The following is a 15058-nucleotide window of genomic DNA, read 5'->3' as shown; positions in this document are numbered from 1 at the left end:
CGACACCCCCGGAAAGTGCAACAGCAACGAGCTGATGTGGCTCCCGACCAGACCTAAGAGGTTCCCATGAAAGAAGGCATTCACCCCAACTACCGCGACGTCGTGTTCGTCGACCTGTCCAATGGCTTCCAGTTCGTGACGCGCTCGACCGTCCAGAGCAAGGAAACCATCGAACTCGACGGCAAGACCATGCCGCTGGTGAAGCTGGAAACCACCAGCGAAACGCACCCCTTCTACACGGGCACGCAGAAGAGCGTGGACAGCCTGGGCGGCCGCGTCGAGAAGTTCCGCAACAAGTTCGCGCACCTCAAGAAGTAATCTGCCGACGCGGTGCCTGCACCGCCTCCGCAACGCAAGGGCAGCTTTGGCTGCCCTTTGTCATTTGCAGCTGACGCTGCGCTGCCGGAACTGCGGCATCATGCCGCCGGCCGACCCGATGGAAGCTGCACGAGTGAACCTCCCCACCCCCGCCATCGTTGCCGAGCGCGGCGTCGAGCGCCTGCCGCGGCTGGCGTTGCTCCTGCTGTGTGCGGCCTACCTGCTGCCCGGCCTGTTCGGCCGCGAGCCGTGGCGCAATGCGGACCTGACGGCCTTCGGCTTCATGGCCAGCATCGCGCAGGGCCATGCGCCCTGGTGGCAGCCGGCCATCGCCGGTATCCCGGCCGAAGGCGGCCCGCTGCCCTACTGGCTGGGCGCGCTGGCCATCAAGGCCTTGCCCTTCCTTGACGCGCCCACAGCCGCCAGGCTGCCCTATGCGCTGGTGCTGGCGGGCGTGTTCGTCGCGGTCTGGTACGCCTGCTTCCACCTCGCCCGCACCGACGCGGCCCAGCCGGTAGCGTTCGCTTTCGGCGGCGAGGCGCAGGCGGTGGACTACGCACGCGCACTGGCCGACGGCGCACTGCTGGCGCTGATGGCATCGCTGGGCCTGCTGCAGCTGGGCCACGAGACATCGCCGGAGCTGCTGCAACTGCTGGCGGTATCGGTCTACCTGTACGGGCTGGCCGCCGCGCCATTCCGCCAGCGGCGCGCCAGGCTGGCCGTGCTCGTGGCCCTACCGGTGCTGGCCGCCAGCGATGCGCCCATGGTGGCCTGCACGCTGGGCCTGCTGGGCCTGCTGCTCAACCACCGCTCTAGCTACGAAGAGGCCAAGGGACAGCGCGTGTGGCTGCTGGGTGCGCTGACGCTGGCCGTGCTGGCCGCCTGGGCCTTCCACGGCTGGGCCTGGCGCGTGCAACGCAGCACGGATCTCGGCTCGCTGCTGAGCCTGCTGGCCTGGTTCTGCTGGCCGGCCGGGCCGCTGGCGCTGTGGACGCTGTGGCGCTGGCGCCGCCACGGGATGCGCCGCCACATCACGGTGCCGGCCATCGCGCTGCTGGTGCCGCTGATAGCCTGCCTGGCGATGAACGGCTCGGAGCGCGCGCTGCTGCTGGCGCTGCCGTCGCTGGCCATCCTCGCCGCGTTCGCGCTGCCGACGCTGAGCCGCGGCTTCGCGGCCGCGGTCGACTGGTTCTCGGTGTTCTTCTTCAGCGCCGCGGCGCTTTTCTTCTGGCTCTACTACCTGTCCATGCACACCGGCTGGCCGGCGCGGCCGCTGGCCAATCTGCGCCGGCTGGCCGAGGGCTTCGAGCCGCGCTTCAGCCTGCTGGCGCTGCTGTTCGCGCTGGCGGCCACGGTGGCCTGGCTGGCGCTGGTGCGCTGGCGCACGGCCCGCCACCGGCACGCGCTCTGGAAGAGCCTGGCGCTGCCAGCCGGCGGGGTCGCGCTGGGCTGGCTGCTCGTGATGAGCCTGCTGTTGCCGCCGCTGGACTACGCGCGCAGCCTGGAGCCGCTCGTGGCACGCCTGAAGACCCACATGCCGGCGCCGCCCTCATGCTTGGCCGCACCCGGGCAAAGCCTGCCCACGCTGGCGGCGCTGGAATGGCACGGCGGCTGGCGCGTGCTGGGGCGCGGGGCGTTGGCCGAATCGGCCTGCAGCCATGCCGTCATCGGCACCGGGCTGCCGACGCCCGCCGGCTGGCATGTCGTGGCGCAGGTGAAGCGGCCGACGGACCGCAGCGGCAGTGCCGGGCTGACGCTGATCGCCCGCGACTGACGCCGGCCCGGCGCGTTCAGCGCCCGGCCAGCGCGGCGACGCCGAACGCGGCCTCGTCGCCCAGTGCGGTGTCGCTGGCCAGCCGCACCCGCGCGGCCGGGAAGACCAGACGGAAGCGCGAGCCCTTGCCCACCTCGCTCTGGATCATCAGCTCGCCACCATGCCGCTGCATGACGTGCTTGACGATGGACAGGCCGAGGCCCGTCCCGCCGGTCTCGCGCGAGCGGCTGCCGTCCACGCGGTAGAAGCGTTCGGTCAGGCGCGGGATGTGTTCGCGTGCGATGCCAGGGCCGGTGTCGACGACGGCGAGCTCGCCGCTGCCATCCTCCAGCTGTCGCCACAGCAGCTCGATCTGGCCGCCCTCGGGGGTGTAGCGCACGGCATTGGTGACCAGGTTGGCGATGGCGCTCAGCAGCTCACTCTCGATGCCCGCGACCTCCGCGCCGGTGGCGGGGCGCAGGCTCAGGCGATGGCGCCCGGCCGACAGCGCATCAGCGTCGGCCGCGATGCGCCCGAGCAGGCCATCCAGTCCCACCCAGCGATCCGGCGCGGGCCTCGGGCTGCCTTCCAGCTGGGCCAGTGTCAGCAGGTCGGCCACCAGGGTCTGCATGCGCTGGGTCTGCTGCGTCATCAGCACCAGCACACGCTCGCGCTCCACGGCCGTGAGCGGCAGCGAATGCAGGGTCTCGATGAAGCCGGACAACACAGTCAGCGGCGTGCGGATCTCGTGCGAGACGTTGGCGACGAAGTCGCGCCGCATGGCGTCGGAGCGCAAGCGCTCGGTGATGTCCAGCGACAGCACCAGACGCTGACCCTCGCCGTACTCGCGCACGATGATGGACAGACTGCCGGGCCCGCGACCGTTGCCCAGCACGAGCGGCTCGGCAAAGTTGCCGGCCTGCAGGTAGGCCACGAACGCCGGCGCACGAACCAGGTTGGTGATGCGCTGGCGCAGGTCGCGCTGGGGGTCGAGCGAGAAATGGTCGGCCGCGACGCGGTTGCACCAAACGATCTGCTCCTGCGCATCCAGCATCAGCACGCCGTTGGGCGAGGCCTCGATGGCGGACAGGAACTGCGCCAGCTCCAACTGCCCGCGGGCGACCGCACGATCACGGTCGCGCACGGCGCGCTCGATGCGGTAGCCCACCTCGCCCCACAGACCGGTGTCGCGCGGCGCGTTGTCGAACTGGTCACCACGCAGCCAGTTCAGCAGGCGATGGCCGCGCACCGCGTCCACCAGCAACATCAGCACCACGGCAACGACGATGCCGGTGCCCAAGCCCAGCGCCCCCAGGCCGGTGATCTTGTGCACCGCCACACCGACGATGAATCCAAGCAGCGTGGCCACCAGGGCCATCAGCAAGCGGGGCAGCAACCAGGACATGGGCGGGCGCTGACGCTCAGGCCGAGAGCGCGCTGCTCTGCTGGGTGAGCCGGTAGCCGGCGCCGCGCACCGTCTCGATCATGCGGGCGCACTGCACGCGCTCCAGCGCTTCGCGCAGTCGCTTGACGTGGACGTCGATGGTGCGCTCCTCGATAAAGACGTGATCGCCCCAGACGCGATCCAGCAACTGCGAGCGGCTGTGCACGCGCTCGGGGTGCGTCATCAAGAAGTGCAGCAGGCGGAATTCGGTCGGACCGAGCTTGACCTCGGTGCCGTCGCGGCTGACCCGGCGCGTGCCCGGGTCCAGCAGCAACGGGCCGACCTCGACCGCGCTGTCCAGCGCCTCGGGTGCCTTGCGGCGCAGCACGGCGCGGATGCGGGCCAGCAGTTCGTTGGTGGAGAACGGCTTGGTGATGTAGTCGTCGGCCCCGGCGTCCAGGCCGGCGATCTTGTCGCCCTCCTCGGCGCGCGCCGTCAGCATGATGACGGGCAGCTCCTTGGTGCGGGCCGCACCGCGCCACTGGCGGGCCAGCGCCACGCCGCTCTGGCCCGGCAGCATCCAGTCCAGCACGACGAGGTCGGGCAGCACGCGGTCCACCTCGTACTGCGCCTGCGTGGCGCTGCCGGCGATGGTGACCTCGAAACCGGCATGGCGCAGGTTGATGGAGATCAGTTCGGCGATGGCGGATTCGTCTTCAACGACGAGAACTCGGCTCATAGAGGTTCTCTTTCGAAAGTAGTGCGTTGCCGAGTGACTGTCGTGGCGCCGGCTGTGCAGGTCCACTGACAGTGCCCCCTGGAGGGGCCGGCGAAGCCGGTAGGGACTGGGCCCGCCTACCGGACCATGGTCTCGACAGCCTCGGGCGTGTTGTGGCGCACGTCCTGGCCCTTGACGACGTAGATGACAACCTCGGCCAGGTTCTTGGCATGGTCACCCACGCGCTCGATAGCCTTGGCGACAAACACGAGGTCGATGGACGACGAGATGGTGCGCGGGTCTTCCATCATGTACGTGATGAGCTTGCGCAGCAGGCCGTCGAATTCCTTGTCGATCTCGTCGTCGTGCTTGAGCACGTCCAGCGCACGCTCGACGTCCAGGCGCGCGAAGGCGTCCAGCGCCTTGCGCAGCTGGGCCGTGGCCAGATCGGCCTCGTAGCCCAGGTCGGACATCGGCACGCGCAGGCGGCTGGAGACACCGCTGGCGACCAGGCGCTGCACCGTGCGGGCGATGCGCGCCGCCTCGTCGCCAACGCGTTCGAGGTTGGCGATGCTCTTGCTGATGGCGATCAGCAGGCGCAGGTCGCGGGCGGTGGGCTGGCGGCGCGCAATGATGGTGGAGAGATCGCGGTCGATCTCGATTTCCATCGAGTTGACGCGGCCTTCGCGGGCCAGCACTTCATCGGCTGACTCGGCCGAGAACTCGCTCAGCGCCTGCACGGCCTGGGCCACCTGGGCCTCGACAAGGCCGCCCATCTCGAGCACGCGGGTGGAAATGCCGCTGAGCTCGGCGTCGAATTGGGTGGAGAGATGTTTGTCGACCATTCTTTGCTCCCGTATCAGCCGAAGCGGCCGGTGATGTAGTCCTCGGTATCCTTGCGCTTGGGCTTCATGAAGAGCTCCGCGGTCGGCCCGAATTCGATGAGGTCGCCGAGGTACATGTAGGCCGTGTAGTCCGAGCAACGCGCGGCCTGCTGCATGTTGTGGGTCACGATGGCCACGGTGTAGTCGCTCTTGAGCTCGTGGATGAGCTCCTCGATCTTGCCGGTGGAGATCGGGTCCAGCGCCGAGCAGGGCTCGTCGAGCAGCAGTACCTCGGGCTTGATGGCGATGCCACGCGCGATGCACAGGCGCTGCTGCTGGCCGCCGGAGAGGCCGGCACCGCTCTGGTTGAGCTTGTCCTTCACTTCGGTCCAGAGGGCCGCCTTCTTCAGCGCCCACTCGACGCGCTCGTCCATCTCTACGCGCGGCAGCGTCTCGAACAGCTTCACGCCGAACGCGATGTTGTCGTAGATGGACATCGGGAAGGGCGTGGGCTTCTGGAACACCATGCCGACCTTGGCGCGAATCAGCGAGACATCGTCCTTGCTGGACAGGATGTCCTCGCCGTCCAGCAGGATCTGGCCTTCGGCGCGCTGCTCGGGGTAGAGCTCGAACATGCGGTTCAGCGTGCGCAGCAGTGTGGACTTGCCGCAGCCCGACGGGCCGATGAAGGCGGTGACCTTCTTCTCGGGGATGTCGAGGTTGATGTTCTTCAGCGCGTGGAAGCCGCCGTAGTAGAAGTTCAGGTTACGCACCGACAACTTGGCGCGTTCACCCACGGGCATATCGATCTTGGCGTCCATGTTGGGTCCTTAGTGTTTGTTCTTGAAGAGCACGCGGGCCAGGATGTTCAGCAGCAGCACGCCGACCGTGATCAGGAAGACGCCGGCCCAGGCCAGCTTCTGCCAGTTCTCGTAGGGGCTCATCGCGAACTTGAAGATGGTGACCGGCAGGCTGGCCATCGGGGCGCCGATGCTGCTGGTCCAGAACTGGTTGGACAGTGCGGTGAACAGCAGCGGCGCCGTCTCGCCGGACACGCGGGCCAGCGCAAGCAAAATGCCGGTGATGACGCCGGCGCGGGCCGCCTTCAGCGTGATGGACAGGATGACCTTCCACTTGGGCGTACCCAGCGCGTAGGCCGCCTCGCGCAGCGCGTTGGGCACCAGGCTCAGCATGTTCTCCGTCGTGCGGATAACGACCGGGATGACGAGCAGCGCCAGCGCCAGCGAGCCCGCCATGCCCGAGAAGGTTTTCATCTTGGCCACCACCATTGCGTAGACGAACAGGCCCACGACGATGGACGGCGCCGACAGCAGGATGTCGTTGATGAAGCGCACAGCCGCGCCCAGCCAATTCTTCTGGCCGTACTCGGCGAGATAGACGCCGGCCAGGATGCCCACCGGCGTGCCCACCAGTGTGGCCAGGCCCACCATCACGAAGCTGCCGAAGATGGCGTTGGCCAGGCCACCGCCCTCACCCTGCGGCGGCGGCGTCATCTCGGTGAACGTCGCCAGGCTCAGGCCGCCGATGCCGAGCACGATGGTCTCGAACAGGATCCAGATCAGCCAGAACACGCCGAAGGCCATCGCGCCCAGCGACAGCGTCAGCGCCACCGCGTTGATGCGCTTGCGCTTCTTGTGCATCGCCAGGCGGCGAGCGTCGAGTGCGGTGCTCATGCGCGCGCTCCTTCGTTCTTCTTGAGACGGATCAGCAACAGCTTGGAGATGGACAGCACCACGAAGGTGATCAGGAACAGCACCAGGCCCAGGTACATCAGCGAGGCCTGATGCAGGCCCTCGCCGGCCTCGGCGAACTCGTTGGCCAGCGTGGAGGTGATGCTGTTGGCGGCCTCGAAGACCGACAACGAATTGAGCTGGCTCATGTTGCCGATGACGAAGGTGACCGCCATCGTCTCGCCGAGCGCGCGGCCCAGACCCAGCATGACGCCACCGACGACACCGGTCTTGGTGTACGGCAGCACGACGCGCGAGACAACCTCCCAGGTCGTCGCGCCCAAGCCGTAGGCCGACTCCTTCAGCATGGGCGGCGTGACCTCGAAGACGTCACGCATCACCGACGCGATGAAGGGAATGATCATGATCGCCAGGATGATGCCGGCCGACAGAATGCCGATGCCCACGGGCGGGCCGGAGAACAGCGCGCCGATGAAGGGCACGCCCGTGAACACCGCCTGCAGCGGCTGCTGCACGAAAGTGGCCAGGATGGGGCCGAACACCAGCAGGCCCCACATGCCGTAGACGATGGAAGGCACGGCCGCCAGCAGTTCGATGGCGATACCCAGCGGCCGCTTGAGCCAGCTGGGCGAGAGTTCGGTCAGGAAGATGGCGATGCCGAAGCTCACCGGGACGGCGATGACCAGCGCGATGAAGGAGCTGGCCAGCGTGCCGTAGATCATCACCAGGCCACCGAACTTCTCCTGCACCGGGTCCCAGTCCGAGCTGGTCAGGAAGCCCAGGCCGAAGGCCTGCAGCGCAGGTGCCGCGCCGACGATGAGCGAGCCGATGATGCCGACCATCAGCAGCAGCGTCAGCCAGGCCGCGCCTTGCGACAGGGCGGCGAACAAGGTGTCGGCCCAAGGGGCGACACGGCGACGCTGGGGCTTGGGGCTCGTGGGCGACGTCTGCTGCTCACTGCGGTCGACGCCGGCATCGCCGGCTGGGAGGATGGCTGCCAAGGTGCCTCCTGAGGGTAGGGTCAAAGAATTGCGCTGTGGACATGGCAAAGCCCGGCCGGGGCCGGGCCTTGCTCAGCGCCTCGGGATCACTTGAACGCGACAGGCTTGCCGGCCGTGTCCTTGATCTGGTCGGCCCACTGCTTGCGCACCAGGTCCTTCACGCTGGCGGGCAGCGGCACGTAGTCGAGCTCATCGGCCATCTTGTCGCCGTTGGCAAAGGCCCAGTCGAAGAACTTCAGCGCGGCGCTGGCGTTAGCGGCCTTGTCCTGGGACTTGTACATCAGGATGTAGGTCGGGTTGGTCAGCGGCCACGAGGCCTTGCCCGGCTGGTCCGTCGTGATCTGGTAGAAGGTCTTGTTCCAGTCGGCGCCGGCAGCGGCGGCCTTGAAGGCGTCGTCGCTGGGGTTGACCCACTGGCCTTCCTTGTTCTTCAGCTGAACAAAGGTCATCTTGTTCTGCTTCACATAGGCGTACTCGACGTAGCCGATGGAGTTGGGCAGGCGCTGCACAAAGGCGGCGACACCCTCGTTGCCCTTGCCGGCCGTGCCGGCCAGCCACTTGACCGTCGTGCCCTCGCCGACCTGGGTCTTCCAGGACTCGCTGACCTTGGACAGGTAGTTCGTGAAGATGAAGGTGGTGCCGGAACCGTCGGCACGGGCCACCGGAGCGATGGCGGCGTCAGGCAGCGCCACGCCGGGGTTCAGCGCCGTGATGGCGGCATCGTTCCACTTGGCGATCTTGCCCAGGTAGATGTCGGCCAGCACGGGGCCGGTCAGCTTCAGCTGGCCCGGGGCCACGCCCTTGATGTTGATCACCGGCACCACGCCGCCGATGACGGTGGGGAACTGCACCAGGCCGTCCTTGGCGAGGTCTTCGTCCTTCAGCGGCATGTCGGAGGCGCCGAAATCGACCGTCTTGGCCTTGATCTGACGGATACCGGCGCCGGAGCCGACAGACTGGTAGTTGATGCGGGCGCCGCTGGCCTTGTTGTAGGCGTCAGCCCACTTGGCGTAGATGGGCGCCGGGAAGGTCGCGCCGGCACCGGTGACGTCCTGAGCGAGCGCCACCTGGGCGCCCAACAGACCCGCGACGAGCGCGAACGACTTGCTGACCTGGACAAAATTCATCTGGAACACCTTCCGCAGGCGGTTGAACGATGCCACGCATCCTAGGCACCGAATGTGACGATTCAGTGACCGTCTCTTGCACAGTCCGGTCATTGGATCGCGTCTTTTCCCTGCTGTGAAGCGGTGCGGACTGCTTTGTGACAGCGTAATCGGAGGTTCACGCAATCGTCATGATCGACTTCTAGAGTAGTAGTGACCTAGCCGCCCACCTCTGGAGATGCACCCCATGATCCGCCGCAGCGCCCTGCCCCTGCTCGCCACCGTCGCCTTGCTGAGCGCCTGCGCGACGACGCCCGCCCCCGCGCCGCTGGCCGACACGCTGGCCCGCGACCCGCAGTTCAGCACCTTCACCCGGCTGGCCGCACAGGCCGGGTTGACCGAGGAACTGCGCAGCGCCGGCCCGCTGACGGTCTTCGTGCCCAGCGACGAGGCCTTCAAGGCCGTGCCGGCCAAGACGATGGAGGCGCTGGCCGGTGACCGCGCCCAGCTGAAGGCCGTGCTGAGCCACCACATCGTCGACGGTCGTCTGGCGGCCGCCGACATCAAGGCCGGCGCTGCCAAGAGCCGCCAGGGCGGCAACCTGGCGCTGGCCAAGGCGGGTGACTTCGTCACGGTGGACGAGGCCCTGGTGCTGCGGGCCGACATCATTGCCACCAACGGCATGGCCCATGCGGTGGACCGCGTGCTGCTGCCGCCCGTCAAGAAGTAAGGCCCGACCGACCACAAGCACAACGGCCCGGCAAGAAAAAGCCGCCTCGCGTCGCACGCGGGCGGCCTTGTCGCGTCCGGAGAAGCGCCCGCCATGGGCGCCGCTGCCGGAAGGTCAGGCGAAGTTTGCTTCGGCGAACTGCCAGTTCACGAGGTTGCTCAGGAAGGTCTCGACGAACTTCGGGCGCAGGTTGCGATAGTCGATGTAGTAGGCGTGCTCCCACACGTCGACAGTCAGCAGCGCCTTGTCGGCGGTGGTCAGCGGCGTGCCGGCGGCGCCGGTGTTGACGATGTCGACCGTACCGTCGGCCTTCTTCACGAGCCAGGTCCAGCCGGAACCGAAGTTGCCGACGGCGCTCTTGACGAAGGCTTCCTTGAAGGCCGCGTAGCTGCCCCACTTGGCATTGATGGCATCGGCCAGCGCGCCGCTGGGCTCACCGCCGCCTTGCGGCTTCATGCAGTTCCAGAAGAAGGTGTGGTTCCAGATTTGCGCGGCGTTGTTGTAGATGCCGCCGCTGGAGGTCTTGACGATCTCTTCCAGCGTCTTGCTCTCGAACTCGGTGCCCTTCTGCAGGTTGTTCAGGTTCACGACGTAGGCGTTGTGGTGCTTGCCGTGGTGGAACTCCAGCGTTTCCTTGCTGTAGTGCGGGGCCAGCGAGTCGATTGCGTAGGGCAGCGGGGGCAGCGTGTGTTCCATGGTGTGAACCTCTGAATGTTGGGGGGGGGGAGCGAAACGCGGCAGATTGTAGGGAGCGCCAATCACCCTGGCGGCAATAGCCGTACCCGTTGGACTTGCATGTCGGCGCTGCCGTCGGCCAGCACGGCGCGCACCTCGCGGCCTGGCTGCAGCGCCTGAGCCGACGTGATCGCCCCGCCCTGGCCATCGTCCAGCCACGCATAGCCGCGGGCCAGCACATGCTGCGGGTCCAGCGCCTGCAGCCGGGCCTGAAGCGAATCCAGCCGGGCACCCTGGCGCCGCAGCGTCTCGGCCAGCGCACGCGCCGGGCGCGGCGCCAGGTGGTCCAGCCGCTGGCGCTGCAGCTCGATGCGCCGCCCGGGCGCGACTGCCGCGCGCTGGGCCAGCAAGTCCAGCAGGCGGCGCTGGCGGGCCAGCACCTCGCTGGGGCGGGAGAGGCGTAGCGCCATCCGGTCCAGCCGCTGGGCGACGGCCTGCAGCCGGTGATCCAGCCGCAGCGTCAGCGCGCGCTCCAGACTGGCGAGCTGCTGCAGCAAGGCCTCGCGCGATGGCGCCGCCAATTCGGCCGCTGCCGTGGGCGTGGGCGCGCGCACATCGGCGGCGAGGTCACTGAGCGTCACATCCGTCTCGTGGCCGACGCCGCAGACAACGGGCAGACCGGACATCGCCACCGCCCGCACGACGCGCTCGTCATTGAACGCCCACAGGTCCTCCAGCGAGCCGCCACCGCGCACCAGCAAAAGCAGGTCCACCTCGGCCCGCTCGTTGGCCGTGCGCAGCGCGCTCACCAGCGCCGGCGGCGCCTCAGCGCCCTGCACTGGGCTGGGGTAGACGACCACCTCCACCTGCGGCGCGCGGCGCGCCAGCGCCGTCAGCACATCGTGCAGCGCCGCGCCGGCGGCCGACGTGATGACGCCGATGCGCTGCGGATGCGGCGGCAGCGCGCGCTTGGCGTCGGCCTCGAACAAGCCTTCGGCCGCCAGGCGAGCACGCAGCTTCAGGAACTGCTCGTACAGCGTGCCAGCGCCGGCTCGCCGCATGGCCTCGACGACGAACTGCAGTTCGCCGCGCGGCTCGTAGACGGCCACGCGGCCGCGCAATTCCACCAGCGCGCCATCAGCCGGCGCGAAGTCCAGCATCGCCGCCGCACGGCGGAACATCGCACAGCGCAGGCTGGCCGCCAGCCCGTCGGCATCCTTCAGCGTGAAGTAGCAGTGGCCGCTGGCCGCCCGCGTGAAGCCCGAGATCTCGCCGCCCACAACGACGACCGAGAAACGCTCCGACAAGCTCTGGGCGACGGCCTCCACAAGGCCGGCCACGCCCCAGACACGCCGATTCGGCGGGGCTTCGCGAGGCTCGATCACGCGCAAACCCAATGCCGGCGCGGGCCGGGAAGTCCACAGCCGCGCCAGCACTGGGCTGGCGGTCGATTTCGGCTCACGGCGCCCGTCAGCCGGCCGTCATGAGCACATAAGGTCTTGTTTTTCAATTCGAAATCCGCTGCTCAAATTCGAGGCAAGTTGTCCAAGGCCTTGATTTGACGGCCTCCGGCGCGATCCGCCCCGGGGTTGCCCACAAAGTTATCCACAGCGGCGGTGGATTGTTGGCACGCCTTCTTTGGGGGCTTGGCATTCGCGAAGCAGCCCTGGCCTGGGCCCATAATCCCGCGCAATTCCCGGCCGGTCAGCGGCCGCTATTTCTGACGGGGACGCCCTTGTTTTCGATCATACAAGCCGCCGGCTGGCCGATCTGGCCCTTGCTCCTGTGCTCCGTGGTGGCCCTGGCGCTGATCATCGAACGCCTCACCAGCCTGCGCGCCAGCCGCATCCTGCCGCCGCGGCTGCTGGAGGACGTGTTGAACGTCAGTACCCAGCAATTGCCAACGCCGGAGATGGTGGACCGGCTGGCCGAGAACTCGGTACTGGGTGAGGTGCTGGCCGCCGGCCTGCGCGCCGTCACAGCTGAGCCGCAAATGCCCGAGGGCAAGCTGCGCCAGGTGTTCGAGTTCGCCGGCAGGCGCGCCGTGCACCAGCTCGAGCGCTACATGAACACGCTGGGCACCATCGCCACCGCCGCGCCGCTGCTGGGCCTGATGGGCACGGTGGTGGGCATGATCGAGATCTTCGGCAGCCAGACGCCGGGCGGCAACAACCCGGCCCAGCTGGCGCATGGCATCTCCATCGCGCTCTACAACACCGCCTTCGGGCTGATGATCGCCATCCCGGCACTGGTCGCCCACCGCCACTTCCGCGGCCGCATCGAGGAGTACGTGCTGGAGCTCGAAGCCGCCGCCGACCGCCTGCTGGGCCAGCTGCGCCGCTACACGGCCTGAAGCGCGGGAGGATCACGCCATGCGCTTCCGTTCACCGCAAAGCGAGCCGCCGGAGATCAACCTGATTCCCTTCATCGACGTGCTGCTGGTGATCCTGATCTTCCTGATGCTGTCGACGACGTACTCGAAGTTCACCGAGCTGCAGATCACGCTGCCGGCGGCCAATGCCGACAAGCTCAAGGACAGGCCGCAAGAGGTCATCGTCGGCATCGCCGCCGATGGCCGCTTCGTCATCAACAAGCAGGCAGTCGAGGGTCGCTCGGTGGACATCCTCGTCAGCGCACTGCGCCAGGCCTCGGGCGGCAACGCCGAGACCTCGGTCATCATCTCGGCCGATGCCGCCACCCCTCACCAGGCCGTCATCAACGTGATGGACGCCGCCCGGCGCGTGGGCCTGATCCGTGTCACCTTCGCCGCCCAGACCGACGCTCAGTGACCGTCTGCAGCGCGAGTGGCTGACCGGCGGACCGCTGGCGGCCGCGCTGCTGCCGCTGAGTGCGCTCTACCGCGCGCTGCTGGCCCTGCGCCGACTGGCTTATAGCCTAGGGTTGAAGCGGGTCGAGACGCTGCCGGTGCCCGTCATCGTCGTCGGCAACTGGATCGTCGGCGGTGCCGGCAAGACACCGACCACGCTGGCCCTGTTGTCGCTGCTGCAGGCCCGCGGCCTCAAGGCCGGCGTCATCTCGCGAGGCTACGGGCGCGACGGCGACGACGTGCACCTGCTCAGCCGCGAGTCCACCGCCGCCCAGGCGGGCGATGAGCCGCTGCTCATCCACTTGCGAGCCGGGGTGCCGGTGGCAGTGGGCCGCGACCGCGTGGCTGCGGCCCGCGCACTGCTGGCCGCTGAACCCGGACTGCAACTGCTCGTCAGCGACGACGGCCTGCAGCACTGGCGGCTGCCTCGCGACCTGAGCCTGCTGGTCTTCGACGAACGCGGCCTGGGCAACGGCCGCGTGCTGCCCGCAGGCCCGCTGCGCCAGCCGCCCACCGCACCGACGGCTCAGGAGCTGGTGGTCTACAACGCGCCCCGGCCCAGCACGCCGCTGCCGGGCTTCGTCGGCACCCGGCAGTTGGCCGGTGCCGTGCCGCTGGCGGACTGGTGGGCCGGGCGAGCTGCCGACCTGGCGCCGCTGCAGGCCCTGTGCGGTCTGCCGGGGCTGGTGGCGGTGGCCGGCATCGCCCAGCCACGCCGCTTCTTCGACATGCTGGCGAGCCTGGGCGTGCAGGCAGCACCGCTGCCGCTGGCCGACCATGCCGACTTCAGCACCCTGCCCTGGCCCGCCGACGCCGCCGGCGTGCTGCTGACCGAGAAGGACGCGGTCAAACTGCCGCCCGATCGCGTCGGCACCATGCCGGTCTGGGTCGTGACGCTAGACTTCGCGCCCGGCGCCGGCTTCGCGGCCGCACTGGATCTCCATCTCCAACGCCTGTTCCCGTCGCTATGGATCAACGACTGATCGAAATGCTGGTCTGCCCGCTGTGCAAGGGGCCGCTGACGCTGCTGCGCGGCGCCGAGGCCGACCTGCCCGCGCTGGCCTGCCGCGCCGACCGCCTTGCCTTCCCCATCCGCGACGGCATCCCGCTGATGCTGGAAAGCGAAGCCCGCCCCTGGGACCCCGAGGCGGCCTCGGCACCACTGCCGCTCGCACCGTGAGCTTCACCGTCGTCATCCCGGCGCGGCTGGCCTCGACCCGCCTGCCCAACAAGCCGCTGGCCGACATCGGCGGCCTGCCGATGATCGTGCGCGTCGCGCAGCGCGCGGCGCTCTCCTGCGCGGAGCGCGTCGTCGTCGCCACGGATGCGCCCGAGGTGGCCACCGCCTGCGCTGTTCACGGCGTCCAGGCGCTCATGACGCGCGCAGATCACCCGTCCGGCAGTGACCGGCTTGCCGAGGCCGTCGAGCAACTCGGCCTGGCCGACGACGCCGCCGTCGTCAACGTGCAGGGCGACGAGCCGCTGATCGCGCCCGCGATGATCGATGCCTGCGCTGCCACACTGGCCGCACAGCCCGACTGCGTGATGGCCACCGTGGCCCATGCGCTGCAGGATCCTGCGGAATTCGCGAACCCCAACGTCGTCAAGCTGGTCACCGACAAGGCCGGCCGGGCGCTGTACTTCTCACGCGCCCCCATCGCATGGTGGCGCGACGGCGCGGGTCAGCCCAACCAGGCGCTGCGCCACGTGGGCCTGTACGCCTATCGCGCGGGCTTCCTGCGCCGTTTCCCGACGCTGGCGGTGAGCCCGCTGGAGCAGATCGAATCGCTGGAACAGCTGCGCGTACTCTGGCATGGCGAGCGCATCGCGGTACACATCAGCGCTGAACAGCCCGGGCCGGGTGTGGACACCCCCGAAGACCTGGCGCGCGTGCGCCTGCTGATCAAGGGTTGACACCGGCGCGCACGTCAGGCCCCAGCAAGGCCGCATGCGATACTGCCTCGCTGAGTTGAGGCGGGACTGCTTCACAGCCCCGACACAAGAGGAGAC

At 68.5% G+C, this 15058-nt stretch carries 17 protein-coding genes; 8 read left to right on the top strand and 9 right to left on the bottom strand.

From position 1 onward, the window contains the following. Window positions 1–66 precede the first annotated feature (66 nt). Complete coding sequence (locus ACG0Z3_RS10095) at window positions 67–318, top strand: type B 50S ribosomal protein L31 (protein WP_394397335.1); 252 nt, start codon at window positions 67–69, stop codon at window positions 316–318. Between the two features lie 133 nt (window positions 319–451). Further along, entirely contained in the window at window positions 452–2092 is a 1641-nt protein-coding gene (locus tag ACG0Z3_RS10090) for a hypothetical protein (RefSeq protein WP_394397334.1), read from the top strand. A 16-nt stretch (window positions 2093–2108) separates the two neighbouring features. Here ACG0Z3_RS10090 and phoR read toward each other — a convergent pair whose 3' ends face one another. From phoR to pstS, 7 genes are all read right to left on the bottom strand, one after another. Next, on the bottom strand, window positions 2109–3476 hold the full coding sequence (gene phoR, locus ACG0Z3_RS10085) for a phosphate regulon sensor histidine kinase PhoR (RefSeq protein WP_394397333.1): 1368 nt from the start codon (window positions 3474–3476) through the stop codon (window positions 2109–2111). A 16-nt stretch (window positions 3477–3492) separates the two neighbouring features. After that, on the bottom strand, window positions 3493–4194 hold the full coding sequence (phoB, locus tag ACG0Z3_RS10080) for a phosphate regulon transcriptional regulator PhoB (protein ID WP_394397331.1): 702 nt from the start codon (window positions 4192–4194) through the stop codon (window positions 3493–3495). Window positions 4195–4310: 116 nt separating this feature from the next. Beyond that, entirely contained in the window at window positions 4311–5018 is a 708-nt protein-coding gene (phoU, locus tag ACG0Z3_RS10075; RefSeq protein ID WP_394397329.1) for a phosphate signaling complex protein PhoU, read from the bottom strand. Between the two features lie 14 nt (window positions 5019–5032). Continuing rightward, a complete protein-coding gene (gene pstB, locus ACG0Z3_RS10070; protein ID WP_394397327.1) occupies window positions 5033–5818 on the bottom strand; it encodes a phosphate ABC transporter ATP-binding protein PstB in 786 nt (261 codons plus the stop codon). 9 nt (window positions 5819–5827) lie between these two features. Beyond that, window positions 5828–6691, bottom strand: a complete 864-nt coding sequence (pstA, locus tag ACG0Z3_RS10065; RefSeq protein WP_394397325.1) for a phosphate ABC transporter permease PstA — start codon at window positions 6689–6691, stop codon at window positions 5828–5830. Continuing rightward, entirely contained in the window at window positions 6688–7710 is a 1023-nt protein-coding gene (gene pstC, locus ACG0Z3_RS10060; RefSeq protein ID WP_394397324.1) for a phosphate ABC transporter permease PstC, read from the bottom strand. Before pstC ends, pstA begins: the two co-directional genes overlap by 4 nt. Window positions 7711–7796: 86 nt before the next feature. Next, the gene (pstS, locus tag ACG0Z3_RS10055; RefSeq protein ID WP_394397322.1) at window positions 7797–8837 is read right to left on the bottom strand and encodes a phosphate ABC transporter substrate-binding protein PstS; all 1041 of its coding nucleotides are present in this window, start codon (window positions 8835–8837) and stop codon (window positions 7797–7799) included. Between the two features lie 226 nt (window positions 8838–9063). Between pstS and ACG0Z3_RS10050 the strand changes: the two genes are divergently transcribed. Next, window positions 9064–9546, top strand: coding sequence for a fasciclin domain-containing protein (locus ACG0Z3_RS10050; RefSeq protein ID WP_394397321.1), 483 nt, complete (start codon window positions 9064–9066; stop codon window positions 9544–9546). A gap of 114 nt (window positions 9547–9660) precedes the next feature. On the opposite strand, the gene ACG0Z3_RS10045 is transcribed toward ACG0Z3_RS10050, so the two are convergent. Further along, entirely contained in the window at window positions 9661–10242 is a 582-nt protein-coding gene (locus tag ACG0Z3_RS10045) for a superoxide dismutase (RefSeq protein WP_394397320.1), read from the bottom strand. Between the two features lie 62 nt (window positions 10243–10304). Continuing rightward, window positions 10305–11606, bottom strand: coding sequence for an exodeoxyribonuclease VII large subunit (xseA, locus tag ACG0Z3_RS10040; RefSeq protein WP_394397318.1), 1302 nt, complete (start codon window positions 11604–11606; stop codon window positions 10305–10307). A 350-nt stretch (window positions 11607–11956) separates the two neighbouring features. On the opposite strand from xseA, the gene ACG0Z3_RS10035 reads away from it, so the two are divergent. From ACG0Z3_RS10035 to kdsB, 5 genes are read left to right on the top strand one after another with little or no spacing between them, the layout of a single operon-like run. Further along, the gene (locus ACG0Z3_RS10035; RefSeq protein ID WP_394397316.1) at window positions 11957–12574 is read left to right on the top strand and encodes a MotA/TolQ/ExbB proton channel family protein; all 618 of its coding nucleotides are present in this window, start codon (window positions 11957–11959) and stop codon (window positions 12572–12574) included. A 19-nt stretch (window positions 12575–12593) separates the two neighbouring features. Next, window positions 12594–13010 (top strand): ExbD/TolR family protein, encoded by a 417-nt coding sequence (locus ACG0Z3_RS10030; RefSeq protein ID WP_394397314.1) that lies wholly within the window; start codon window positions 12594–12596, stop codon window positions 13008–13010. Beyond that, complete coding sequence (lpxK, locus tag ACG0Z3_RS10025; RefSeq protein WP_394397313.1) at window positions 12976–14031, top strand: tetraacyldisaccharide 4'-kinase; 1056 nt, start codon at window positions 12976–12978, stop codon at window positions 14029–14031. The genes ACG0Z3_RS10030 and lpxK overlap by 35 nt, the downstream gene beginning before the upstream one ends. Beyond that, on the top strand, window positions 14016–14228 hold the full coding sequence (locus ACG0Z3_RS10020; protein WP_394397312.1) for a Trm112 family protein: 213 nt from the start codon (window positions 14016–14018) through the stop codon (window positions 14226–14228). The genes lpxK and ACG0Z3_RS10020 overlap by 16 nt, the downstream gene beginning before the upstream one ends. Continuing rightward, window positions 14225–14962, top strand: coding sequence for a 3-deoxy-manno-octulosonate cytidylyltransferase (kdsB, locus tag ACG0Z3_RS10015; protein WP_394397310.1), 738 nt, complete (start codon window positions 14225–14227; stop codon window positions 14960–14962). The genes ACG0Z3_RS10020 and kdsB overlap by 4 nt, the downstream gene beginning before the upstream one ends. Window positions 14963–15058 lie beyond the last annotated feature (96 nt).

Source organism: Pelomonas margarita (assembly GCF_043555875.1).
Lineage (GTDB): Bacteria > Pseudomonadota > Gammaproteobacteria > Burkholderiales > Burkholderiaceae_C > Pelomonas > Pelomonas margarita.
The sequence above is the reverse complement of the archived record's forward strand: the minus strand, read 5'-3'. Positions and strand labels throughout refer to the sequence as shown.

Excerpts from the sequence above, each read along its gene's own strand:
- ACG0Z3_RS10095 (WP_394397335.1), top strand. The coding sequence starts at position 67 with ATGAAAGAAGGCATTCACCCCAACTACCGCGACGTCGTGTTCGTCGAC.
- phoR (WP_394397333.1), bottom strand. The coding sequence starts at position 3,476 with ATGTCCTGGTTGCTGCCCCGCTTGCTGATGGCCCTGGTGGCCACGCTG.
- phoB (WP_394397331.1), bottom strand. The coding sequence starts at position 4,194 with ATGAGCCGAGTTCTCGTCGTTGAAGACGAATCCGCCATCGCCGAACTG.
- phoU (WP_394397329.1), bottom strand. The coding sequence starts at position 5,018 with ATGGTCGACAAACATCTCTCCACCCAATTCGACGCCGAGCTCAGCGGC.
- pstB (WP_394397327.1), bottom strand. The coding sequence starts at position 5,818 with ATGGACGCCAAGATCGATATGCCCGTGGGTGAACGCGCCAAGTTGTCG.
- pstA (WP_394397325.1), bottom strand. The coding sequence starts at position 6,691 with ATGAGCACCGCACTCGACGCTCGCCGCCTGGCGATGCACAAGAAGCGC.
- pstS (WP_394397322.1), bottom strand. The coding sequence starts at position 8,837 with ATGAATTTTGTCCAGGTCAGCAAGTCGTTCGCGCTCGTCGCGGGTCTG.
- ACG0Z3_RS10050 (WP_394397321.1), top strand. The coding sequence starts at position 9,064 with ATGATCCGCCGCAGCGCCCTGCCCCTGCTCGCCACCGTCGCCTTGCTG.
- ACG0Z3_RS10045 (WP_394397320.1), bottom strand. The coding sequence starts at position 10,242 with ATGGAACACACGCTGCCCCCGCTGCCCTACGCAATCGACTCGCTGGCC.
- ACG0Z3_RS10030 (WP_394397314.1), top strand. The coding sequence starts at position 12,594 with ATGCGCTTCCGTTCACCGCAAAGCGAGCCGCCGGAGATCAACCTGATT.
- ACG0Z3_RS10020 (WP_394397312.1), top strand. The coding sequence starts at position 14,016 with ATGGATCAACGACTGATCGAAATGCTGGTCTGCCCGCTGTGCAAGGGG.